15 protein-coding genes are annotated in these 18,071 nt (G+C 50.0%); 10 read left to right on the plus strand and 5 right to left on the minus strand.

Annotation, left to right across the window (positions count from 1 at the left end):
• Nucleotides 1–147: 147 nt before the first annotated feature.
• Nucleotides 148–576: an SRPBCC family protein gene (locus EFB08_RS22480; RefSeq protein ID WP_123129237.1), complete on the minus strand. Its 429-nt coding sequence runs from the start codon at nucleotides 574–576 to the stop codon at nucleotides 148–150.
• A gap of 343 nt (nucleotides 577–919) precedes the next feature.
• Between EFB08_RS22480 and EFB08_RS22485 the strand changes: the two genes are divergently transcribed.
• Nucleotides 920–1,990 (plus strand): glycoside hydrolase family 43 protein, encoded by a 1,071-nt coding sequence (locus EFB08_RS22485; protein ID WP_123129238.1) that lies wholly within the window; start codon nucleotides 920–922, stop codon nucleotides 1,988–1,990.
• 386 nt (nucleotides 1,991–2,376) lie between these two features.
• Here the strand turns inward: EFB08_RS22485 and EFB08_RS22490 are convergent, their stop codons facing one another.
• The 4 genes from EFB08_RS22490 to EFB08_RS22505 all read right to left on the minus strand — a co-directional run bounded on the left by EFB08_RS22490 (nucleotide 2,377) and on the right by EFB08_RS22505 (nucleotide 6,184).
• Nucleotides 2,377–3,081, minus strand: coding sequence for an SGNH/GDSL hydrolase family protein (locus EFB08_RS22490; RefSeq protein ID WP_227006441.1), 705 nt, complete (start codon nucleotides 3,079–3,081; stop codon nucleotides 2,377–2,379).
• Nucleotides 3,082–3,317: 236 nt separating this feature from the next.
• A complete protein-coding gene (locus EFB08_RS22495) occupies nucleotides 3,318–3,773 on the minus strand; it encodes a hypothetical protein (protein ID WP_123129240.1) in 456 nt (151 codons plus the stop codon).
• Between the two features lie 51 nt (nucleotides 3,774–3,824).
• The gene (locus tag EFB08_RS22500) at nucleotides 3,825–4,424 is read right to left on the minus strand and encodes a hypothetical protein (RefSeq protein ID WP_125077836.1); all 600 of its coding nucleotides are present in this window, start codon (nucleotides 4,422–4,424) and stop codon (nucleotides 3,825–3,827) included.
• Nucleotides 4,425–4,636: 212 nt separating this feature from the next.
• Nucleotides 4,637–6,184, minus strand: coding sequence for a hypothetical protein (locus EFB08_RS22505; RefSeq protein ID WP_123129242.1), 1,548 nt, complete (start codon nucleotides 6,182–6,184; stop codon nucleotides 4,637–4,639).
• Nucleotides 6,185–6,330: 146 nt separating this feature from the next.
• On the opposite strand from EFB08_RS22505, the gene EFB08_RS22510 reads away from it, so the two are divergent.
• The 9 genes from EFB08_RS22510 to ilvA all read left to right on the plus strand — a co-directional run bounded on the left by EFB08_RS22510 (nucleotide 6,331) and on the right by ilvA (nucleotide 17,545).
• Entirely contained in the window at nucleotides 6,331–7,497 is a 1,167-nt protein-coding gene (locus EFB08_RS22510) for a 2-isopropylmalate synthase (protein WP_123129243.1), read from the plus strand.
• A 135-nt stretch (nucleotides 7,498–7,632) separates the two neighbouring features.
• Nucleotides 7,633–9,030 (plus strand): 3-isopropylmalate dehydratase large subunit, encoded by a 1,398-nt coding sequence (leuC, locus tag EFB08_RS22515; RefSeq protein WP_123129244.1) that lies wholly within the window; start codon nucleotides 7,633–7,635, stop codon nucleotides 9,028–9,030.
• Nucleotides 9,030–9,626 carry a 3-isopropylmalate dehydratase small subunit gene (gene leuD / locus EFB08_RS22520; protein WP_123129245.1) on the plus strand — a complete coding sequence of 199 codons (597 nt, stop codon included), beginning with the start codon at nucleotides 9,030–9,032 and terminating at the stop codon, nucleotides 9,624–9,626. Before leuC ends, leuD begins: the two co-directional genes overlap by 1 nt.
• A complete protein-coding gene (gene leuB / locus EFB08_RS22525) occupies nucleotides 9,614–10,732 on the plus strand; it encodes a 3-isopropylmalate dehydrogenase (protein ID WP_123129246.1) in 1,119 nt (372 codons plus the stop codon). The genes leuD and leuB overlap by 13 nt, the downstream gene beginning before the upstream one ends.
• Nucleotides 10,733–10,947: 215 nt before the next feature.
• The gene (ilvD, locus tag EFB08_RS22530) at nucleotides 10,948–12,669 is read left to right on the plus strand and encodes a dihydroxy-acid dehydratase (protein WP_123129247.1); all 1,722 of its coding nucleotides are present in this window, start codon (nucleotides 10,948–10,950) and stop codon (nucleotides 12,667–12,669) included.
• Nucleotides 12,632–14,365, plus strand: a complete 1,734-nt coding sequence (gene ilvB, locus EFB08_RS22535) for a biosynthetic-type acetolactate synthase large subunit (RefSeq protein WP_123129248.1) — start codon at nucleotides 12,632–12,634, stop codon at nucleotides 14,363–14,365. Before ilvD ends, ilvB begins: the two co-directional genes overlap by 38 nt.
• 20 nt (nucleotides 14,366–14,385) lie before the next feature.
• On the plus strand, nucleotides 14,386–14,994 hold the full coding sequence (gene ilvN, locus EFB08_RS22540) for an acetolactate synthase small subunit (protein WP_123129249.1): 609 nt from the start codon (nucleotides 14,386–14,388) through the stop codon (nucleotides 14,992–14,994).
• A 126-nt stretch (nucleotides 14,995–15,120) separates the two neighbouring features.
• Nucleotides 15,121–16,164, plus strand: a complete 1,044-nt coding sequence (gene ilvC, locus EFB08_RS22545; protein ID WP_123129250.1) for a ketol-acid reductoisomerase — start codon at nucleotides 15,121–15,123, stop codon at nucleotides 16,162–16,164.
• A 109-nt stretch (nucleotides 16,165–16,273) separates the two neighbouring features.
• A complete protein-coding gene (ilvA, locus tag EFB08_RS22550) occupies nucleotides 16,274–17,545 on the plus strand; it encodes a threonine ammonia-lyase IlvA (protein WP_123129251.1) in 1,272 nt (423 codons plus the stop codon).
• Nucleotides 17,546–18,071: the final 526 nt, after the last annotated feature.

Raw genomic sequence — 18,071 nt, forward strand, 5'->3', positions numbered from 1 at the left:
TGCTTCAGGAGACCGGATTTCTGCTTTTTTAGATTAGTTGAGCATTTTTTTAGTTGGTTTGCTTTAAGATTTTGAAGGCAATCAGGATAAGACAATTCTTGCTTGTTTTAGAGGCCATTTCAGGAAATTAGGGATAAATCAAAGGCCTCAATCCTTCTCCAGGTACTCTGGCAGTGAGATCCCGATGATGTGGTTCCAGCCTTCCACGAAGTTAGCCTTTGCAAAATCTGGGTTGTCTTGGGGGAAGGTTTCCAAACCAGAGTGAGTGAGTTTCAGGGTAGTGGAAGCTCCTTCGGGGAATAGGTCAAACGTCACATAGGAAATTCCTTCATACCCGTCGTATCGCCAACTGTAGGTTAACTTTGAGTTTTCTTCTACCTCGGTGACTTCGCACAGGTGCAGGTACCGGTTTTCCACGGTGCCACCCGTAAATTCAAACCTAAATCCCACTTCGGGTCTGAACTCTGCTAAGTCAAAATACCAAAGTTTCATCTGGTCTTTGTCAGTAAGGGCGGCCCAAACTTTCTCAACTGGTGCCGATAGTGATTGCTCTATGATGATGGGGGTTTGTTCCATATTGGTTAGGTCTTAGTTTACAGAGGTTAGGTCTTAGTTTACAGATTTCGTCCCTAGAATAGGGCAATTGCTCGACTTTGAATAGATGCCCTGCCGCCTGTTTGAGAGGTGGTAGCTTGTTATCTCTTCCTCTAAGGTACTACTTTCAAGCAAATGGCTACCTTATCCGTAATTCTACCCTAATCCCTCTGAAAGGGTTCTAAAAGAGAGGTAGTTTACTAAGTCAATGAAGCCAAAGGAGGAAAGGGTGGAGACAAATGGTAATAAATGTAAAAAGTACGCTTATCTTTAAACAAGAAAATTAAGCTCATTCTGTTTAAGTACAGCAACGCAAACAAACCATATGAAACCCCTTAAACATTTAAAATTCCTCCTGGCCGTGACGCTTCTTTTAGGCGGAACAGCCGCAAATGCGCAAAAGCTGAAGAAAAACCAATTCAACAACCCCTTGGCGGTGCAACGGGCAGACCCGCATGTCTGGAAAACCACCGATGGCACCTACTACTTTGTGGCCACTGTGCCGGAGTATGACCGGTTGGAGATCCGGAGGTCAAACACCATCAATGGCATAAAGGAGGCGCAACCGGTGGTGGTATGGCGCAAGCACGAGAAAGGGGCCATGGGCAACCACATCTGGGCGCCTGAACTGCATCAAATAAACGGGAAATGGTACATCTACTTTGCCGCCGGATCGGTGGAGGATAAATGGGCCATCCGCAAATATGCCTTGTCCAATGCCTCAGCAGATCCTACGAAGGGCGAATGGAAAGAGGAAGGGGAGATTGTAAGCAGCCCGAACCAGTTCACCCTGGACGCTACCACTTTTGAACATAAGGGCCAACGGTACATGATTTGGGTGGACCGGGCTCCGGCCAAGTTGACGAACACCAGCCTTTTTATCGCTAGAATGACCAGCCCAACCACCCTGGATGACAAACAGGTGGTGATCTCCAGCCCAGAACATGCCTGGGAAACACAAGGGCACCGGGTGAACGAGGCTCCGGCCGTGATCATCCGGAACGGGAAAGTATTCGTGACCTTCTCAGCTAGCGCCACCGATGCGAACTACGCCCTCGGACTGCTTTGGGCAGAGGAGAGTGCCGACCTGCTGGATACTGCCTCCTGGCACAAGTTACCCGAGCCGGTTTTCTACACAAATGAACGCCTCAAGCGCTTCGGCCCGGGACACAACAGCTTCATTGTGGCCGAAGACGGCAAAACCGACGTGATGATTTACCATGCCCGCGACTACAAAGAAATCAACGGCGAACCCCTGTACGACCCCAACCGCCACACCCGTGCCCGGGTGCTGAGATGGACGAAAGACGGCATGCCTGATTTTGGTCAGGAATTGGATGACAATGAAATGGCTCTGAAAAAGGGAAAACAGGCTAAAAAAGCGAGGAAGAGATAAACTGCGAAGCCTTGTTCAGGCTTCTATTCTAAATAAAACGACTGTGGCTTAGAGGTGTCTCCTCTAAGCCACAGTCGTTTTATTTAAAAATTCATTTTTAGAGCCAGCGGAGAAGAATAAAAATTAGGGTGTTCGGAAGGCTAAATTCATTGCAAATTTCTTTGTTTTTTCCTTCCGTAAAAAGTTGTAATAGAAACCCTTCTTGATTCATATTACTAATCAATGTACGCTAAAGCTAAAGGTGAAAATAATAGCAGGCTCCGGGCTTCAGTTCTGCTAAATTACAAAAAGATATTACCTCTATGACTACAGCTATCTTGGGTTATTAACTAAATACACTGTCGTGTGAAAGGCTTTATCTGCTAGTAAATTCAAAGCATAACTAACTAAGGGAAAGCAAGGAACGATACCTGTAGTTCGCCCAGTTTTTTATATCCTAGTGCATTCATATGGATTGTGTCGCGGTAATATAAATGCTTGTTGTAGATATTAAAGCCGCCCAAAAGGAACTGGTCAAGAACAGGAATTCCGTGAAGCGAGCAGATTTTCTTTTGCATCTCAACATAATCGTTCATCCCCTTTGCATGAGACGGATCATATCCACCCCGATCATTGAAGGCTTTGCTTGAGGTGAAGAAGTAAATGATTGCACGAGGGTTTATCTCATAGATCCTTTTAATGCAGTAGTTAATCCCTCCTGCCTGGGTGGATAATTTCTTCTTGTCATAACCATCAAATTCGGTATAGTCTGTGTAAGATCCAATGTCCCTATGGTTTGTATAATCATTCGTCGAAGCCCAGAGGATATAGATGTCAAATACCCCGGCCTCATCTACCTGCTTTTGAATAGATTTTCCCTGTAAGGAAGAAAAGCCAGCACCAGAAACACCGTAATTTGTAATGGCCATTCCTAAGGATTTTTGCCACATATTCTTGGCGCTATCACTTTCAGGAATCACAGAAACAGAGCCGCCGAAGACTGCTACCGATTTTCCATGGTTGAGGGATTTTTCAAGGGGTAACTTCTCAATCCTGTTTTGTGAAAAGACATTGGTTGAAATTAAAAGACATAAGGCAACCAAATAATTCATGCTGCTCCGCATAAGAAGGGGGTGGTTAGTTTGAACTTCAAAAATAGGTTCCAGACGCCGTCTGTGGTTGGATTAATGATTAATAATATATTAAGCGTTCAAATTATTATTGTGGGTAGTTCTTTTTATTTGCTAATACTTATTGCATGTAATCCTGCCAACGGTCTCGTATACAAAACGTGCGAGGCCGTCGACCGAAGCATAATGTTTATACCTTGTTGGCAGTTGCCATTCTTTTATTTTCTAATTGAATATTCCTGCTTTAATTCCTGAAACTTCAACCTTAGTTCCAATAAAGCCTTATCAGGGTCTAAACTTAAAATGTGTCGAAACTTGCTTGAACTGGTTAGGGCAAAATACGCTTTACTGCCGTCTTGAAATTTAAGACAATATTTCAAAGGCATAATAGCTTCTTCTACTGTTTTATACTCGGCTATTGGTTTAACCTTTACACCAAACAATTTTTTAACTATTAAAGTATTACCTTCCAAGTACAAGTCGGCATAAGAGAAAGCATATCTTACAATAAGAATACTTGGGATGAAGAAAGCTGACAGGAATCCTATCCCTTCTAAACTGAGGTTTTTGGTAATGATAATATAAAGCAAGAACAAGCATAAAGGAATAAAGAAAAGTAGCACCATAGCATGCGCCAAAACGGCAAAGCCACTGCTAATCTTTTCTTTCTTCATTTTATACTTTGTATTTTATTGGTTACTGCCAACGTTTTGCTAAAAAGCGTTTTAATGCTTTTTAGCTCTTGTTGAGAGTTGTTGTTTTTTAACTGTTTTTGTGAATTCTGAATCTGGATGAAAAGTTGAACAAGAACTTGTTGTAAATACTCTGTAATTTTTTAATATTTTTCCCCAATAATCAGTTTCTTCTTTGTCGTAATTCAAAGTTGTGAGTATTCCATTCTTGTCAATTTTTTCTCCAGGCAGTGGTGGTGGAGTATTATTAGATTTTATTTTGCTATTATATTCCTTCTTTTTGCTGCGAAATCCTTTGACCTCATAACCAAAGATGAAATATTGATTGCCCATTTTGTATAGCTCTGTGCAATTCCCCAACCCCCATTGGTTTAGGGCTATAACCTTCTGATTCAAGTCACCTTTGATAACTGAAGTGACACTAAACAATATGTTGGTTCCTTCTTTCTTTAAGTTCCCACTTTCTCTCAAAACTTTATTTTTATCAATTACCGAAAGAGGAGTACCTTCTACAACTATGTCGGCATTATTAATCATTCTTGTTATTTCTTCCTTGGTTCTTGGTGTTGCGCAACTGCATCCGAAGGAGTAAGTGCAGGAAAGAGCAAAAATAAGGATTAGTAAGTTTTTCATATTTCAATTGCTCTCAACTACCGGATAAACGGAACACCCACAGTTATCAAGCATATTTCTATCTAAACATACGGTTCACTGTCTCAATCGACGGATAACCGTAACTGGACTGTCGAATATACTATATACTATTTCCTATTCATCAAGGAAAACAACATCAAACCTTTTCAGGTCCACTTTCCTAAAAATAGGTCTAAAACTCGCTGCTTATCTTACTTCAATCTGCCTGCCTTCCGGCGCATGATCTCCTGCACGGGTACGTTCTCAATTTTGCTTTCCAGCCATGAGATGATGTCCAGATACATAAAAGGTCGGCGTTCGTAGGGGTTTTGGGAAATGGCAATCAGCTTTTCTTTAAGGGTAATGAAGGCATCCTTCAATTGGTAAGGCGCAATGTTACCAACAGAGCGCAGGAACTTGAAAATCTCTACCTGCATTTGCTGCTGGTTGTCCATTTTGCCCAGGAAATGGTACACCGTCCGGATCTGGTAATCCAGGGTGTCGTCATCGTAACCGGCTTCGTAGTGGGCAATCAGGTTCAGGATACGCGCGAAGCACTGCAGGTCTTCGCGCAGGCTGGTGTTCTGGTGATGAATGACTTTATTCAGGTACTCAATGGCCTTTTTGAAATCGCCTGAGCCAAAGTAGAGGCTGGCAATTTTGTAGTAGAAGACCAGCATGCGGTGCGGGTCCAGCTGGGCCTGAAAGCCTTCCAGGTTCTTGAGGACCCCTGGAATCACCTGCAAGCCCTCCGTGAACTTGCCTTCCAGAAAATAGCCGTTGATCTTATTGGTGTAGATGTAAAGAAACAGCAGCGTGTCTACGTTGGGGTTTGACCGGCGAGCGGGGTCTGCGGCAAAGTCTTCCAATTGCTGTAGCACCTTCACAAATTTTGAATGGTACAGGATGTTGTACAGCGAATTGAGCAGGTTGTGCATGCCCTTGATGTACAGCACTTGCCGCCGCTCCTTCATGTGCGGGTACTCGTCAAACAAATCTACCCACTTCTGAGCGGCGCGGTAACAGTTCTTGAAATCCTGGGTCATGAGGTAATACCACACATGCGATTGGTGGTAATACAGCTTTTCATAAAACCCCGCACGGCGGAGGTCCGTTTCGGGTAGGTTTTCCCGAAAGAAGCCCGAAATGGAATTGTAGTCTTCCTGGTTCCGGGCCAAACCCACTTTCAGGTACAGCCCATACAGACGTAACGCCACATTAGACAACCGGTGCATCTGAGAAATGTGCGTGGACACGGCGGTAGCCTCCTGGGTCAGGCTCTCGGCCCGGCCGCTCAGGCTGCGGGTGATGTATTGGCTCTCAATCAGCTTCTCAAAGTCAATGGCCGTGAGTGCGATGTGCGGTAACTCATACTCCAGCGCTGCCACTTTCACCTTGTCCAGCATTTTCAGGCTCTGCTGGTAGAAGCCTTTATTATAAAGAACCCGCGCGTAATCCAGTTGCTCGTGCAATTGAATGTCCAGGTTCTGGGGCGCATGAAACGTCCGGAGGCTGGAAAGCAGGTGCTTATAGAGGTTGTTCTTCAGGTTGGCTAGCTGCGCCTTCTTGATGCTGGGCACCTGCTTCAGAACTTTCTCCTCGTTCAGGGTTTCCTGCTGGTCCAGGGCATCAAAGAGCTGCAGAAACTTAAGGTCCTCGCTGGAGCCGCTTTTGTTGGTAAAAAGCCGGAAGTGCCTCTTTTCTGAAGGAGTAAGCGATTTTATCAATTGAAAAATAGGGTCAATATTTTGGTTAGGCATTGTAAGCGAAAGAGAGTTAAAATATTGATTTTCAGATTGATATAAATAAAAAAGAGTGGCTTAGAAATAGTAGATCAGGCAAAAATAGTTTTTCGGTTCAGTATAAGTACGTGCTTCTTTGTAAAGAATAAGTAGCCAAAATAACGATGTCAGCTCAGAAGATACAAATATTTGATACAACGTTGCGCGATGGCGAGCAAGTGCCCGGTTGCAAGTTGAACATGGAGGAGAAGTTGGTCATTGCGCGGCAACTGGAGCTTCTGGGCGTGAACGTGATTGAGGCGGGCTTTCCGGTGTCCAGCCCTGGCGATTATGAGGCGATTCGCGCAATTGCGGCCCAAACCAAGGACGCCACCGTCTGCGGGCTTACCCGCGCCGTGGAAAACGACATCAGGGTAGCCGCCGAGGCCTTGAAAGCGGCCCGTTACCCCAGAATCCATACCGGAATAGGCACTTCTGAGTCGCACGTGAAATTTAAGCTGCGCACCACCCAGGCCGATGTGGTGGAACGCGCTGTGGCCGCCGTGAAATTAGCGAAAAGCTTTGTGGAAGATGTGGAGTTCTACGCCGAAGACGCCGGCCGCACCGACAATGAGTTTTTGGCCATGGTCTGCGAAGCGGCCATTAAAGCCGGTGCCACCGTCCTGAACATACCCGATACCACTGGCTACTGCCTGCCGGAAGAATATGGGGCGAAAATCAAATACTTGTATGAAAACGTGCGCGGGGTTCAGAACGTGACGCTTTCCACGCATTGCCACAATGATTTGGGTTTGGCTACCGCCAATTCCATCTCCGGGGTTATCAACGGAGCCCGGCAGATTGAGTGTACCATCAACGGGGTAGGGGAGCGTGCCGGAAACACCGCACTGGAGGAAGTCGTCATGATTTTACGCCAACACCCGTACCTGAACCTGGACACCAGCGTGAACACGCGTCTGCTCACCGAGACCTCACACTTAGTCTCGCACATGATGCGCATGCAGGTACAACCTAATAAAGCCATAGTGGGCGCTAACGCCTTTGCGCATTCCAGCGGCATCCACCAGGACGGCGTCATCAAGCACCGCGAAACTTATGAGATTATTGATCCCAAAGAAGTAGGCGCCGAGGATTCCTCCATTGTGTTAACCGCCCGCTCAGGCAGAGCAGCTTTGGCTTACCGGATGCAAAAACTAGGCTATGCCCTGGAGAAAGAAGCCTTAGACAAGGCTTATTCTTCCTTCCTGGCGGTGGCAGACAAGAAAAAAGAAGTAATAGATGAAGACCTCCATTTGATGGTGGAGCAGGATAATTTGGTTTCTGCGAATTAAAAACCCTTTCCTGGAACCCTGAAAGGAACTTGTGGGTGTAACCCTGAAAGGAACTTGTGGGCGAGCGGTAGAAACAACAGATAGAGGAAATAGCACTTGCCCCACCAGGTTGTAAATAGAGTACACGAAACAACAATGGCAAAGACATTATTAGATAAGATTTGGGCTGCCCACGTGGTGAAATCCATTCCTGGAGGTGGGTTAGACGTGTTTTACATTGACCGTCATCTCATCCACGAGGTAACCAGCCCGCAAGCATTTGACGAGATTGAACACCGTGGTTTGCCCCTGTTCCGCAAAGAGCAAATAGTGGCAACCGCCGATCATAACGTACCCACCAAAAATCAGCATCTACCCATTGCCGAGCCCCTTTCCAGGTTCCAGGTAGACAAGCTTTCTGAGAACTGCGCCAAGTACGACATTGAGCTGTACGGCCTGGGCCACGAAAACCAAGGCATTGTACACGTGATCGGGCCGGAGTTAGGTTTAACCCAACCCGGCATGACCATCGTGTGCGGCGATAGCCACACATCCACACACGGAGCCTTCGGAGCCATTGCCTTCGGGATTGGCACCAGCCAGGTGGCGCAGGTAATGGCTTCGCAGTGCTTGCTGTTGAGCAAACCCAAAAGCATGCGCATAACTGTTGAAGGCGAAGTAAAAAACGGGGTTACCGCCAAAGACGTGATCCTGTACGTGATCTCCAAACTGGGAACCGGCGGAGCTACCGGGTACTTTGTAGAGTACGCCGGCAGTGCCTTCCGGGCGTTGAGCATGGAAGGCCGCATGACGGTCTGCAACATGAGTATTGAGATGGGTGCCCGGGGCGGCATGATAGCGCCGGACCAAACCACGTTTGCTTACCTGAAAGACCGTCCGTTCGCGCCACAGGGCGAGCGGTGGGAGCAAGCCGTTGATTACTGGTCCACCCTGTACACCGACGAGGATGCTGCCTTCGATAAGGAATTCTTCTTTGATGCGCAGGACATCGCCCCAATGATCACCTTCGGGACCAATCCGGGCATGGGCATGGCCATTGACGCCGTAATCCCCACGGATATTCCGGCCAGCGAAGCAGCCAGCTATGCCAAGTCTTTGAATTACATGGGCTTCCAGCCGGGCGAGTCGCTGTTAGGAAAGGAAATCCAGTACGTGTTCATCGGGTCATGCACTAATTCGCGCATTGAGGATTTGCGCCAGGTAGCCAATTTTGTAAAAGGCAAGCATAAAGCCCCCAACGTGGAGGCCATCATTGTACCGGGTTCCAAACACGTGGAAAAACAAGCCATTGAAGAGGGCATTGACAAAGTGCTGGCCGAGGCTGGTTTTGAACTTCGTGAACCTGGTTGCAGCGCTTGTCTGGCCATGAACGAAGACAAGATTCCGGCGGGTGCTTACTGCGTGTCTACCTCTAACCGCAACTTTGAAGGCCGTCAGGGACCAGGTTCCCGCACCTTGCTGGCCAGTCCGTTGGTAGCGGCCATCACGGCTGTGGAAGGCAAGATTGTAGACATTACCCAATACCTGAACTAATGGAAAAGTTTGAGATACTTCAATCCACGGCGGTTCCGCTCCCGATTGAGAATATAGATACCGATCAGATTATTCCGGCCCGCTTCCTGAAGGCTACTTCGCGCGAAGGCTTCGGAGAGAATTTATTCCGCGACTGGCGCTTTGATAACGCCGGTCAGCCCAAAGCGGATTTCGTGCTGAACACCGGCCGTTACAGCGGGCAGATTCTGGTGGCCGGCAAGAACTTCGGGTGCGGCAGTAGCCGGGAGCATGCCGCCTGGGCTATTTATGATGCTGGGTTCAAAGTTGTGATTTCCAGCTTCTTTGCTGATATTTTCAAAGGCAACGCGCTGAACAACGGCTTATTGCCGCTGCAGGTCTCAGATGAAGTTTTGGCAAGATTGTTGGGCCAGATTGAAGAAGACCCGCAAACCACCCTGGTGGTTGACCTGGTGAAACAGGAATTACAGGTACCCCCTTTGGAGGAAAAGATCCCGTTTGAGATTGACGCCTACAAAAAAGAGTGCCTGATCAATGGCTACGATGACATTGATTATTTAGTGAATCAGAAAGACGCAATAGAACAATACGAAAAGAGTAGACCATGGGCGTATTAAGTAAGAAGATAGCCGTTCTCCCCGGCGACGGAATTGGACCAGAAGTATGTGCCGAGGCCCTCAAAGTATTAGAAACCGTTTCTGAGCGCTTCGGGCATGAATTTGAACTGGATGTGCAGTTGATGGGCGCTTGCGCCATAGATGCCACCGGCAACCCCCTTCCTGAATCCACCCTACAAGCTTGTTTTGAGGCAGACGCCATTTTGTTAGGCGCCATCGGTGATCCTAAGTATGACAACAACCCGGCCGCCAAAGTACGGCCGGAGCAGGGTTTGTTGCGCCTTCGTAAATCTTTGGGCCTGTACGCCAACATCCGTCCGGTGACGGCTTATGATGTACTTGTCGCGCATTCTCCGCTGAAAAGTGACCGCATTTCAGGCGTAGACATGGTGATTTACCGTGAGCTGACCGGTGGCATTTACTTCGGGGAGAAAGGCCGCACCCAGGATGGCGCGTTTGACAACTGCTTTTACTCTACAGAAGAGATCGCGCGCATTGCGCATCTGGCGTTCCAGGCGGCCACAACCCGCCGGAACAAACTTACGCTGATAGACAAAGCCAATGTGCTGGAAACTTCCCGTCTGTGGCGCGAAGTGGTACAACAGATTGCCCCGGAGTATCCGTCCGTGGAGGTGGAGTACCTGTTCGTGGACAATGCCGCCATGCAGATGATCTTGAACCCGAGACAGTTTGATGTGATCCTGACCGAGAACATGTTCGGCGATATTATTTCAGACGAAGCCTCGGTGATTGCCGGTTCTTTAGGCTTACTGCCCTCTGCTTCAGTTGGAGAGACGGCAGCTTTGTTTGAGCCCATCCATGGTTCTTTTCCGCAGGCCAAGGGCAAAGGCATCGCTAACCCCATCGCTACTATTCTTTCTGTGTCCTTAATGCTGGAGCATTTCGGGTTGCAGGACGAAGCGAACCTGGTGAAAGAAGGCGTGGAATACGCCCTGAGAAGAAACGTACTGACCCCGGAACTGAACAAGGAAAACCCTTTCACCACCGAGCAGGTGGGCGGTTTCATCGCTGACTACGTGCAGGAAGGCGGCGAGTGTTTTCGGCACCTGAAAAACCTGGAGATAGGGTTAAGCACCATCATTTAAGAACAACTCGTTTCAGGCCCGTTTTTCAGAAAACAAGCCTGAAACAGAACAAGACAGCAGATGCGACAACGGTCGTTTATTCTTCTTTTCGTCATTATTCCTCTGCCGCAAGGTGGGTAGGAACGGCCTCTTACAATCTTTTGGAGCCTTTCTAACCACCCGGTAGAAAGGCTCTTTTTTTGCAAAAACACCTTAGAAACACTGCATTACGAACCATGGCTTTAAATAAATACAGCAGCATCTACACCAAAGACGATAGCCTTCCGGCCTCTCAGGCCATGCTCATTGGGTCTGGTATCCCAGAAGCAGATCTGCGCAAACCGTTTGTGGGCATCTGCTCTACGGGCTTTGAGGGAAACACCTGTAACATGCACCTCAATGGTTTGGCCGATGCCGTGAAAATGGGCGTGCAGGCCAATGGCATGGTAGGGCTCCGCTTCAACACCATTGGCGTGAGTGACGGAATCACCAATGGCAACGCCGGAATGCGTTTCTCCCTCGTCTCCAGAGAGCTGATCGCTGATTCCATTGAAGCCATGGCCGGAGCCCATTACTATGACGCCGTAGCTACTGTGGTAGGCTGCGACAAAAACATGCCGGGTGCGTTGATTGCCATGGCGCGTCTGAACCGCCCGTCGCTGATGGTGTACGGTGGTACCATCAAAGGTGGGGAGTACAAAGGCCAGAAACTGAACATTGTGTCCTGCTTTGAGGCTTACGGTAAAAAACTGAACGGCGCCATCTCAGACGAAGACTACCGGGGTATCATCCGCAACGCGTGTCCGGGTCCGGGTGCCTGTGGGGGTATGTATACCGCCAATACCATGGCCGCCGCCATTGAGACCCTGGGCATGAGCCTTCCTTTCTCGTCTTCCTCCACGGCGGTGAGCGCCGAGAAAAACCAGGAAGCCATGGATACCGGGGCGTTTATCCTGCAATTATTAGAAAAAGACATCAAACCCCGCGACATCCTGGTGCGCGAGGCTTTTGAGAATGCCCTAGTCATGATTACCGTATTAGGCGGTTCCACCAACGCCGTTTTGCACTTGATTGCCATTGCCCATGCCGCAGGGGTGAAACTGACCATGGAAGATTTCCAGGAGGTCAGCAACCGGGTTCCGGTACTCGCCGACCTAAAACCAAGTGGCAAATACCTGATGGAAGACCTTTCCGCTTTAGGGGGAGTGCCCGCCGTGCAGAAGACCTTGTTGGAAGCCGGTTTGCTCAAAGGCGATTTAAAGACGGTTACTGGTAAAACACTTGCCGAAAACTTGGCAGACATGAAACCTTTGGGCGAGGAACAGGACCTGTTGAGACCGCTTTCCAACCCAATCAAAGCAGACGGCCATATCCAAATCTTGTATGGCAACCTGGCCAGCAAAGGCGCGGTAGCCAAAATCTCCGGAAAAGAAGGCCTGCGGTTTGAAGGACCCGCCATTGTCTTCAACTCAGAAGAAGAACTGAACGAAGGCATTACCCTTGGCAAGATCCAGCCCGGCCAGGTAGTGGTCATTCGCTACGTAGGGCCAAAAGGAGGACCCGGCATGCCGGAAATGCTGAAACCCACCTCGGCCATCATGGGCGCTGGTCTAGGCGATAAAGTAGCCTTGATTACCGACGGAAGGTTCTCTGGAGGTACGCACGGTTTCGTCATCGGGCACGTCTGCCCCGAGGCCTACGACGGTGGAACGATTGCCTTGGTAGAAGACGGTGACTGGATTGTGCTGGATGCTACCACCAATACCATGGATGTACAGGTAGACGAGGCTGAGTTATCCCTTAGAAGAAGCCAATGGCAAAGACCCCAGCCCAACGTGCAGGGAGGAGTGCTTTTGAAATATATCAGAACAGTAAGTGATGCCAGCCACGGTTGTATCACCGATTTACAGGAAGAAGCCTATGTTAACGCAAGAGAAACAAGCCCCAGCCTTGCCTGAAACAGACACCATGATCAGCGGCAGTCAGGCGCTGCTGCACGCCCTTTCCGTGGAAGGGGTGGACACGATCTTCGGCTATCCCGGTGGGGCCATCATGCCTATCTATGATGCCCTGTTCGATTTTCCCGGTAACATGCAGCACGTGCTGGTACGCCACGAACAAGGTGGCATCCACGCAGGCCAAGGCTATGCCCGTGCTTCAGGCAAGGTAGGCGTGGTGTTCGCTACCAGCGGTCCTGGCGCCACAAACCTGATCACCGGCCTCGCCGATGCCCTCATTGACAGCACGCCGCTGGTCTGCATCACGGGCCAGGTGTTCGCGCACTTGTTGGGTACCGATGCGTTCCAGGAAGCCGATGTGATTGGTATCACCACCCCGGTGACCAAGTGGAACTACCAGGTAACCGATGCCACCGAGATCCCGGCGGTATTGGCCAAGGCGTTTCACATTGCCAGCACCGGTCGGCCCGGTCCGGTGTTGATTGACATTACCAAGAATGCCCAGTTGCAGAAATTTGCTTTTCAGGGCTATGAAAGATGCGTGCATATCCGCAGCTACCGGCCAAAGCCAATTGTGCGGAAAGAATATATAGAACGCGCCGCCGAACTGATCAACAGCGCCAAAAAGCCTTTCGTGCTGTGGGGCCAGGGTGTGATGCTGGGTTCAGCGGAGCAGGAGTTCAAAGCTTTTCTGGAGAAATCCGGCATCCCGGCCGCCTGGACCATCATGGGCGCGGGCGCTTTGCCAAGTGACCATCCGCTGAACGTGGGCATGCTGGGCATGCACGGAAACTACGGCCCCAACGTGATGACAAATGAGTGCGATGTACTCATCGCCATCGGCATGCGCTTCGATGACCGCGTGACCGGTCGGTTGGACAAATACGCCAAGCAAGCCAAGATCATCCACCTGGACATTGACCCCGCCGAGATTGACAAAAACGTGAAAACCACCGTGCCGGTGTGGGGCGACTGCAAAGAAACGTTGCCGCTGCTGACCCAACTGGTGGAACAAAAACAGCACACCGAGTGGCTGGCCAAGTTCCGGGAGTTTGAGCAGAAAGAAATTGATGCAGTCATCCGGGAGGAACTGTTCCCGAGCGCCGGGGAGATGACCATGGGCGAGGTGATCCAGCAACTAAACGAACTTACCAACGGCGAAGCCATCATTGTTACCGACGTGGGGCAACACCAGATGGTGGCCTGCCGCTACGCCAAACTGAACCACACCCGCAGCAACATTACCAGCGGTGGGTTGGGGACCATGGGCTTTGCCTTACCGGCCGCCATTGGCGCCAAGTTCGGGGCACCGGAAAGAACCGTGGTGGCGGTAATCGGGGATGGTGGTATCCAGATGACCATTCAGGAGCTGGGCACCATCATGCAGAGCGGCGTGGACGTGAAAATCATGATCCTAAACAACCAGTTCCTGGGCATGGTGCGGCAGTGGCAGGAGCTTTTCCATGAGCGCCGCTACTCCTTCGTGGACATCCAAAGCCCCGACTACGTGCAGGTGGCCAAAGGCTACGGCATCTCGGGTCGCAGTGTGAACGAACGTGTTGACCTCACCGATGCCTTGAAAGAAATGCTGGCACACCCCGGTTCCTTTCTTTTGGAGGTGATGGTAACCAAAGAGAACAACGTGTTCCCCATGGTGCCGCAGGGCTGCAGCGTGAGCGAAATCAGATTGAAATAACGGTGCTAAACGAAAAGACTATGCCTGAGCAAGCGCCCATTGAAAAGCAGGAATATAACATTACGGTGTACACCGAGAACCATGTGGGGTTGCTGAACCGCATCGCCATGATTTTCACGCGCCGCAAGATTAACATAGACAGCCTTAACGTGTCGCCTAGTGAGATTGAAGGCATCCACCGCTTCAACATCGTGATCAACGAAACCGAGGAAGTAGTGAGCAAAATTGCCCGGCAGATTGAAAAGCAGGTGGAGGTGCTCAAGGTGTACTTCAACACGAACGAAGACGTGATCTGGCAGGAAATGGCCCTCTACAAAGTGCCCACCGACATCATCGCTGAGAAAGCCAAAGTGGAACGCCTGCTCCGCGAAAACGGGGCCCGCGCCGTGGTGATCCGCAAGGACTACACTGTTTTTGAAACCACAGGCCACCGCGAAGAAACTGACAACCTGATTAAAGTCTTACAGCCCTTCGGATTGATAGAGTTTGTGCGCAGTGCCCGCATTGCCATCATCAAAGGCAGTGACGGCTTCAACCGAAAACTGCGGGAGTTTGAGCGCGCAGAGCCTGGACAGGAAGCCATCGAAAATGAGTTCCTGAACAGCCGCGACAAGGTATTCACCATGTAAACCAAAGCTGGCAGCAGCAGTTGCTGAGGCCAGAGAGTATGAATGCTGCTTTAGCCCTCTTTTCTACAAATTGGGGCTAAAACCCCAGAAATGTAAATCAAATCATAACCCATATTAACTAACAAAATGGCAAAGATCAATTTCGGCGGTGTAGAAGAAACCGTTGTGACCCGCGAAGAATATCCGTTGGCAAAAGCCCAGGAAACTCTGAAAAACGAAGTAATCGCTGTGATTGGCTACGGCGTGCAAGGACCAGGTCAGGCCCTGAACATGCGTGACAACGGCTTTAACGTGATTGTGGGTCAACGGCAGGATTCTGCTTCCTGGGAGAAAGCGAAACAAGACGGTTGGGTACCAGGCGAAACCCTGTTCTCTATTGAAGAGGCGGTGGAGCGCGGCACCATTATCTGCAACCTGTTGTCAGATGCGGGTCAGATTGCGGTGTGGCCTACCATCAAGGAAAGACTGAAGCCTGGCAAAACGCTTTACTTCTCGCACGGTTTCGGGATCACCTTCAAGGAGCAGACCAACATTATCCCACCCGCCGATGTGGACGTGATCTTAGTGGCCCCCAAAGGCAGCGGTACCAGCCTGCGTCGCCTGTTCCTGGAAGGCGGCGGATTGAACTCTTCGTTCGCGGTGTTCCAGGATGCCACCGGCAAAGCCTACGAGAAAGCCATTGCCATGGGCATCGGGGTAGGTTCAGGCTACCTGTTCGAGACCGATTTCAAAAAAGAGGTGTACTCAGACTTGACCGGCGAGCGCGGGGTGTTGATGGGTGCCCTGGCCGGTATCATCGAGGCCCAGTACCAGGTGCTGCGTCAGCGCGGTCACTCTCCTTCTGAGGCCTTCAACGAGACTGTGGAAGAACTGACCCAAAGCTTAGTGCCGCTGGTAGGCGAGAACGGCATGGACTGGATGTTCAGCAACTGCTCCGTAACGGCCCAGCGCGGTGCCCTGGATTGGAAAGGAAAATTCAGAGAGGCAACGTTGCCGGTATTGAATGACCTGTATGACAGCGTGGCCTCTGGCAAAGAAGCCGCCCGTACCATCCAGCGGGGTTCTACGCCGGGTTACCGTCAGGAACTAGAAGAAGAACTGAAAGAAGTAAGAGAGTCAGAGCTGTGGCAAACCGGTGCCACCGTGCGGAAGCTCCGTTCAGGTAGATAGTCAACCAATCCCTTTTCAGGGGAAGGAAGGGATGCCGTTTCGGGTCTGTTTTTAACAAAGCAGGCCCGAAACAGGAAATGTTCAACCCTTCCATTATAGTTCATACATCATGCAGAAAGAGACCACCGCCCCCGACACCATAGTTGCCCTAGGGAACGTAGAGAAAGCCGCCAAGAACCTGAAAGGAGTCATTTACAAGACGCCCTTGATGAAGAACCTGTGGCTTTCCCAAACCTATGGTGCCGATATTTACCTCAAGCGCGAGGACCTGCAGATTGTACGTTCCTATAAAATAAGAGGGGCTTATAACAAGATTTTGTCTTTAACGTCCGCCGAAAGGGAAAAGGAAATTGTCTGCTCCAGCGCGGGGAACCACGCCCAGGGAGTGGCTTATGCCTGCCAGCTTCTGGGGATAAAAGGATACATCTTCATGCCCGCCCAAACGCCGGCCCAGAAGGTGAACAAAGTGCGCCTTTTCGGGAAGGACATGGTGGAAGTGGTGCTCACCGGTGCCACCTATGACGATACCTTTAAGGCCGCCAAAGAATTCTGCGATGAGCGGGGCAGTGCCTTTATCCCGCCGTTCGATGACCTGGCCATTGTGGAAGGGCAGGCCACCGTGGGGCTTGAGATCTTCAAGGATGCTGATTTCGGGATTGATTACCTGTTCATGCCCATCGGGGGGGGAGGACTGGCCTCAGGCGTTTCCAGCGTGTTTAAGCAATTGAGCCCGCAAACCAAGTTGATTGGCGTGCAGCCCATGGGCGCACCCTCCATGTATAATTCCATCAAGGAGAAAAAGCGCCAGCGGCTGGAAACCATTGATTCTTTTGTGGACGGTGCGGCGGTGAAGTGTCCGGGTGAGCTCACGTTCGAGATCTGCCGCGAGTTGCTGGATGAGGTGGTGTTGGTGCCTGAGGGCCAGATCTGCGAAGACATCCTGAAGATGTACAACGAGGAAGGCGTGGTGCTGGAACCTGCCGGAACCTTGAGCATTTCGGCCCTGAAATCTTTCGCGGAGGAGATCAAAGGCAAGCACGTGGTCTGCGTGATCAGCGGCAGCAACAATGACATCACCCGCATGGAGGACATCAAGGAGCGCGCCATGCAGCACCAGGGCCTGAAGCACTATTTCATGGTGACCTTCAACCAAAAACCGGGTGCCCTGCGCACCTTCGTGAACCGCGTGCTGGATCCCGAGGACGACATCATCCATTTCCAGTACATCAAGAAAAACAACAAGGAGAAAGGTCCGGTGTTTATTGGCGTGGAAGTGAAACGCCCGCACGATGTGGAGAACATCAAGCTCCGGATGCTGGAAGAAGGCTTCGCTTACGAGTATCTCAATGGCAAGCAGGACTTCCTGAACATGTTTGTGTAAAAGCCATTTTAGCTTGGTTTATAGTTTGTTTAATTAGTGTTGTGTGTTGTCTTTAAGCCCTGCGCCTGAAAAGGTGGCAGGGCTTTCTGCTTTTAAGGGTTGTCTGTCCAGAGTGCCCACGCATTGCGTCCCCCTTTGAATATTATACCTGCTGATCACACGCATTTCCGAGAATAATGTAGGGGCAATCCCTTGTTGTTGCCCTTGCTTTCAACCCATTAAAGCCACCGCTTTGTAGTAAAGGTCATCGGGTGTTTCAATGGCCTTTGTCATCCCCCTACCCCCTTCAAAGGGGGACGATCAGATAATGTACTCTTCTTTCCCCGCAGAAATGTCTACTTCTTCCTCTGCAGGAAAGATCCAAATTAAGAAGCATCATCCTCTCCAATCAGCCCTGCACTTCCAGCCTGTTTTCCTGAAAGTGGTTCTTAAACAGGCCTCTATTCCCCTCTAAACATTGCGGTAACGAAAGGTTTACAATAAGGTAACGCCTCATTTGCCGCGTCTCAGAACCGGACAAACTACT

The sequence above is a fragment of the Rufibacter latericius genome (genome assembly GCF_003721515.1).
GTDB classification, from domain to species: domain Bacteria; phylum Bacteroidota; class Bacteroidia; order Cytophagales; family Hymenobacteraceae; genus Nibribacter; species Nibribacter latericius.

Coding starts and splice junctions, on each gene's coding strand:
- EFB08_RS22480 (WP_123129237.1), bottom strand. CDS start 576: ATGGAACAAACCCCCATCATCATAGAGCAATCACTATCGGCACCAGTT.
- EFB08_RS22500 (WP_125077836.1), bottom strand. CDS start 4,424: ATGAAAAACTTACTAATCCTTATTTTTGCTCTTTCCTGCACTTACTCC.
- EFB08_RS22485 (WP_123129238.1), top strand. CDS start 920: ATGAAACCCCTTAAACATTTAAAATTCCTCCTGGCCGTGACGCTTCTT.
- EFB08_RS22490 (WP_227006441.1), bottom strand. CDS start 3,081: ATGAATTATTTGGTTGCCTTATGTCTTTTAATTTCAACCAATGTCTTT.
- ilvA (WP_123129251.1), top strand. CDS start 16,274: ATGCAGAAAGAGACCACCGCCCCCGACACCATAGTTGCCCTAGGGAAC.
- ilvD (WP_123129247.1), top strand. CDS start 10,948: ATGGCTTTAAATAAATACAGCAGCATCTACACCAAAGACGATAGCCTT.
- ilvN (WP_123129249.1), top strand. CDS start 14,386: ATGCCTGAGCAAGCGCCCATTGAAAAGCAGGAATATAACATTACGGTG.
- EFB08_RS22505 (WP_123129242.1), bottom strand. CDS start 6,184: ATGCCTAACCAAAATATTGACCCTATTTTTCAATTGATAAAATCGCTT.
- leuD (WP_123129245.1), top strand. CDS start 9,030: ATGGAAAAGTTTGAGATACTTCAATCCACGGCGGTTCCGCTCCCGATT.
- leuB (WP_123129246.1), top strand. CDS start 9,614: ATGGGCGTATTAAGTAAGAAGATAGCCGTTCTCCCCGGCGACGGAATT.
- EFB08_RS22495 (WP_123129240.1), bottom strand. CDS start 3,773: ATGAAGAAAGAAAAGATTAGCAGTGGCTTTGCCGTTTTGGCGCATGCT.
- leuC (WP_123129244.1), top strand. CDS start 7,633: ATGGCAAAGACATTATTAGATAAGATTTGGGCTGCCCACGTGGTGAAA.
- EFB08_RS22510 (WP_123129243.1), top strand. CDS start 6,331: ATGTCAGCTCAGAAGATACAAATATTTGATACAACGTTGCGCGATGGC.
- ilvB (WP_123129248.1), top strand. CDS start 12,632: ATGTTAACGCAAGAGAAACAAGCCCCAGCCTTGCCTGAAACAGACACC.
- ilvC (WP_123129250.1), top strand. CDS start 15,121: ATGGCAAAGATCAATTTCGGCGGTGTAGAAGAAACCGTTGTGACCCGC.